Source organism: Dolichospermum lemmermannii CS-548, assembly GCF_028330815.1.
GTDB lineage: Bacteria > Cyanobacteriota > Cyanobacteriia > Cyanobacteriales > Nostocaceae > Dolichospermum > Dolichospermum lemmermannii.
On sequence record NZ_JAQMTJ010000031.1, the window covers coordinates 1 to 5,447 of the forward strand.

Genomic DNA, 5,447 nt, shown 5'->3' on the forward strand with positions numbered 1-5,447 from the left:
ATGTTTATTGAGAATATAGGCTCTTTCCAGAAAAGCCTCTAACCCTTTTGAATACTCATTTTTAGCTGGTTTTCTTACATCGAACTCAGGTAGCCTTGGGATTATGGGGTCCAGGAGATGTGGTTGGTGAAGTTCTCTCGAAAATGAAGCCTTATCGGATGGAGTGTTTAACCAAAGTAGAAGCAACTGTTTTACCTGTGAATGATTGGCATCAACTCACACAAACTTTGCTTTGTCACATTCAACAAGCGGAAGAATTAATGGTGATTCGCAGCCATAAAAAAGTAGAGACTATGCTGATTCAACTATTAGGATGGTTATCAAAAAAATTTGGTTCAGAAGTAGAACAAGGACGTTTAATTGATATGCGTCTAACTCATGAAGATTTAGCAGCGCTGATCAGTTCTACTCGTGTGACTATCACTCGGTTGCTGGGACAATTGGAACAGGAGGGACTGATTCATAGACTTCCTCTGCATCGAATTATTGTGAGACAAGAGGATATTTGGTATTACGAAATTTAATTTGGAAAATACCAACAAATGAATTAACCCTCTTCAATGACGCTGGGAAGGAGTATGATTAGAATCTGGTTACACTCTGACTCAACGGGTATTACTTTTGCTCAGAAGTGACAAGTTGACAGTCGAATGCTAAGGACAAACCATCAATATATTTATTTCTATGCTGCCTTCTATCTTCAAAACCTGTATTCCCAGAGACGAAATTTTAGCAGGGGAACTCTCCCCCGAATTATTCGCTGCTAAATTACGCTTAGTAGTTGAAGGCACAGCCCCCTACGTCTACCAAGATCCGACAACCTTTTTTGCTAACACCTTTCCTACAGATGGGTTAAAAACCCTGATTTCCGAAGTATTTGGGCGATTAGGAGGTGCTGCTATTGGTTCTCCTATCATTCGCTTAGAAACCAGTTTCGGGGGTGGGAAAACCCATGATGAAATCGCCTTGTGGCATATCGCCAAAAATGGGCGGGAAATCCCTGGATTAGAGCGTTTTGTTGATAATATTAATTTAATTCCAGAGCGTCCAATTCAAGCCTCTGCGATCGCTTGTCAAGACTTAGATCCAGTTAACGGTGTTTACCATTCAGATACAGGCATTACCACCTATACCCTGTGGGGAGAAATAGCTTATCAAATCGGTGGTGTAGCGGGTTACAGCTTACTCAAAGGGTCTGATGAACAACGAGTTAGCCCTGGTACTGTAGTTTTAGAACGCATTACCCAAGGGCAACCCACAGTAATTATTCTCGATGAAATAGCCCGTTATCTCAGGGCAGCTAAAGCCACAGTAGTTGGTAATAGCGACTTAGCAGAACAAGTTGTTGCCTTTTTATTCTCCCTCATGGACTTGGCAGCAGCTTCTAATAACTTAGTCTTTGTTTACACCCTCGCTTCCTCCACTGACAGTTTTGGGGCAGAAACTACAGAAATTCGGGAAACCATTTCAGCCACAGCTAGACAAGAACGGATTCTCAAACCCAGTACCGATGTGGAAATTTACAATATCGTTAAACAACGGATGTTTAGCAGCATTGAAGCCAACGCAGCCAGTGATGCCGCTAAAGAATATCTGCAAACTTATAAAGCCAGTCGCATTGACTTACCAGATGGCTGTAAAGATGCCCGTTATGCCGAAGGTATTGAACAGAGTTATCCCTTCCATCCTGAACTATTTAGCCTATTAACCAAAAAAATCGCCTCCATTGCCAACTTCCAACGCACCAGGGGCGCATTACGCCTATTTGCTGGAGTTATACGTTATCTATGGCAAAATATTCCCAATTCCCAGTCCCCAGTCCCCAATCCCCAATCCCCAATTTGGATACCCCTAATTCACACCCATCATATCCCTGTAGGCATTGAAGAAGAAATTACCAGTGATTTAACTTCTCGACTGGGGAGAGAATTAATGCGAATCCCCATCCAAGCAGACATTTATAACCCAGATGGTAGAGAAGCTTATAGCCAATTACAAGACGCAGAATGGCAAGCAGCCGGCAAACCTCCCTTTTCTACCTGGGTAACTAGAACCATTTTCTTACATTCCATTAACCAAGGAATTGCCGCAGGTATTCGTCGTCCTGAATTAAACTTATCCCTACTGACACCAGGATTAGAAATTGGCTTTGTAGATACTGTTTTAGACAGACTCACAGCAGTAGCGTGGTATTTAGAAAATGATCCGATTACCTCCATTGCCAGATTTAAAGAAGAACCATCACTCAATAAAATCATTTCCGAAGAAAAAGCACAAATTGGCATTACTGAAGCCAAAGACGAATTAAGAAAACGCCGGGATACGATTTTCGCGGATAAATTCTTTAAATTAGTTTCTGCACCAGAAACTCCCGCAGATGTAGATGATGTTGCTGATAGTGTAGCTTTGTGCATTATTGATTTTGATGAAGAGACAATTTCTTCTACCACAGATGGACCACCTGCCATAGTAGAACGGATTTTTAACAGCACTGGAGAAGCTGGAAAATTCCGCACTTATAGAAATCGCCTGTTATTTCTTATTGCTAATAAGCAAGAATTACAACGTGCCATTGAAAATGTGCGAGAATATCGGGCTATGCAAAATATTCTCAATTCTCCTAATCGTTTGCAAGACTTATCAGAAAACCAGCAGAAACAACTGAAAGGACGCAAAAGTGATTGTGAATTAAAGATTAGAGTATCAATTACTAATACCTATCGGCATTTATTTTATCCTGCCAATGATCCGGTGAAAGCCTCCAAGGGTTTAATGCACTATACTTTACCTGCCCAAGAATCTGGTGATATTAAAGGTAATAATCAACAGGATATTATTTTAAAATCTCTCAAAGATTGTCAAAAAATCCGTCAAGATGAAGCACAATCTTATGCACCCGCATTCATATTACAAAAAGTTTGGCCAGCAGGGATAAATCATTGGACAACGAAAGCATTAAAAGAAACTTTTTTTAAAGATTTGAGTTTAAATATTTTCCTAGATGGGGAAATATCTAAATTAAGAGAGACAATTCGCGCAGGAATTTTAGATGGTAGTTGGGATATAAAAATTGGCGAGAAACTATTCATCAAAACTGATGATAATAAAATTGTTCCTCCTGATTCGATAGATTTTTCTGAAAGAATAGAATTGTATCGTCGGGGTATTCTGCAACCACCTAAACCACGAGAAATTGAACTGAATGCCCAAGTTATGCCTAGTACAGATAAATTAAAACCTGTGCGGTTAAGATGGAAAGCATCTGGGGCATTAACCATTAAATTGTATCAAGAAAATACAGAAGTTAATGATAGGGTGTTTCGTCCTAGTGATGAATATGAAACTAGCATTACCCAAACTACAATTTTTAAACTAGTTGTTGATTACGGTAATGAAGAAATAGTTGAAAAAGAAACTAAAGCTTCCATAATTACTTATGGTACTGGTGGAACTTCTTCTCCTGGTGTGGCAGAACCGGGAAGTTTATTTGCCGTCAAACCAGAAATATTTAATGCTGAAGGTACACACAATAGTGTATTTACCCAATTAGCTGATTTTATCAAAGATAATAAAGCCGAAGGAATTGAATTGTTAGAAATTTCGGTAGCAGAAGTAATGGACTACCGCAAGTTATTAACTGCCTTTCCTTTATTGATGAAATTACCCCTGCAAATTGACCAGACAGCAAGTATAACCTTGGGAGAGCAATTTATTCGTTTAGAGTACCAAGGACCATATAAAGGGTTTAATAGTTTTCAGAATACTCTTAATACCTTATTGGGTAGTAAAGATGTGAAAGCAGATGTATTCTTGAAGTTAGAATTTAAATTTTTGTCACCAATTCTGCCAGAGGGAACAGAAATAAGTAATATCAAAAGTGCCTTAAACCGAAATCCGGTGGACAGGTTGAATTTAATGGCGAAATTGACGTATTAGTTGACGGTTAAGCTGATGTGCAGCTAAATTGTATACAGCTTTTTTCGGTGTTATGAGGTATACATCTAGCGGGCAAGATGCCCGCACTACAAGGGTTTTATGATTTCAATTTGTACCTGATTATAACGAAATATGCTTTAATTCAGAAATCCTGAAATTAAAGTAGTGCAAGCATCTTGCTTGCATTCCTTATCCGAATTAAACACGCAACATCTTAACAGTCAACAGTCAACGGTTAACAGTCAACAAATATGCAAGAATTTCAGTTGCGTATAGTTTCCACAGATAATAATAACTTTGTAGTAGAATTATACCAGTGTGCTTATAAAAAGGCAGGAGAGAAAAAACGTCCTTCTGCCAAGCGAATTGGTAGATTAAAGGGTAATGCTTTAATTCAGGTAAAACAGGCGATTTATGATTGTTTAAAGGCCAATAATTATGATCCTAAAACGTTAAGTCATAATCGCCAAAGTCCTTATGTTTTGAGTGAGGAAACAGGAATAAATTTAGCTTTGTTATTTCAGACGGTACAACCACTTTCTAAACCTGAAAGAATTGCTAATATTGCCCAAGGTATCAAAGCAATGAGTTATGAGGAATCCCATTATTGGTTTGCTAAGATTAGTAATGGGAAGCGTAGTCAAGCGTTAAAAGCGATTAGGGTATTATTAGGAGATTGAGGTTTTTCACTATTGACTGTGGTGTAATTAATCAAAGGTAATAATAATGGCTTACAGTGATTTTAAATTAAGTGAAATTATCCAAAAATTTGAATTGACATTAAATGAAGTATCAGGATTATTTGGAGATGTTCTAGAGGAAGAATCTAGTGATTTACTAACAACAATTCTCAAGGAAAATGTTGATTTAGCTGTTTCAATTAATACCGAAAAAGCCCGTTCTGAGATGATAATTAGTCCAATTTTACTGGAAGTAAGAAGAAAGTTAAATAATGAAATCAGTTTATTTTCAGGAATAGATTTTAATGTAGATAATCAACAAGGGTTAAATGGTTTTTGTGATTTTCTAATTAGTCTTTCTAAAGAACAGCTTTTTGTTCGCGCACCTGTAATTACATTGGTAGAAAGTAAAAATGAAAACTTGAAATCAGGTTTGGCTCAATGTATAGCTGAAATGTTGGCTGCTCAATTATTTAATGAACAGAAACAAAATGCGATTAAGATTATTTATGGTGCTGTAACTATCGGTACTATTTGGCAGTTTTTGAAGTTAGAAGATAAAACCATTTCTATTGATTTAACTGAATATTATATCAAGGATGTAAAAAAGATTTTGGGAATTTTAATAAGTGCGATTAAGCAGGAATAATTTGTAATGTAGTGCGGGCATCTTGCCCGCTATTGGTATATTATTATTTGTAGTGCGGGCATCTTGCCCGCTATTGGTATATTATTATTTGTAGTGCGGGCATCTTGCCCGCTATTGGTATATTATTATTTGTAGTGCGGGCATCTTGCCCGCTATTGGTATATTATTATTTGTAGTGTGGG

At 37.6% G+C, this 5,447-nt stretch carries 3 protein-coding genes and 1 pseudogene; all 4 read left to right on the plus strand.

Features of this window, described 5'->3' with window-relative positions; translation table 11 throughout:
- Positions 1 to 83 precede the first annotated feature (83 nt).
- Positions 84 to 524, plus strand: a pseudogene (locus PN450_RS01655) (Crp/Fnr family transcriptional regulator); the annotation flags it as partial.
- 160 nt (positions 525 to 684) lie between these two features.
- The gene (locus PN450_RS01660) at positions 685 to 3,936 is read left to right on the plus strand and encodes an ATP-binding protein (RefSeq protein WP_271835223.1); all 3,252 of its coding nucleotides are present in this window, start codon (positions 685 to 687) and stop codon (positions 3,934 to 3,936) included.
- A gap of 251 nt (positions 3,937 to 4,187) precedes the next feature.
- Positions 4,188 to 4,616, plus strand: coding sequence for a DUF7680 family protein (locus PN450_RS01665; protein ID WP_271835224.1), 429 nt, complete (start codon positions 4,188 to 4,190; stop codon positions 4,614 to 4,616).
- 46 nt (positions 4,617 to 4,662) lie between these two features.
- Entirely contained in the window at positions 4,663 to 5,265 is a 603-nt protein-coding gene (locus tag PN450_RS01670) for a hypothetical protein (protein ID WP_271835225.1), read from the plus strand.
- Positions 5,266 to 5,447 lie beyond the last annotated feature (182 nt).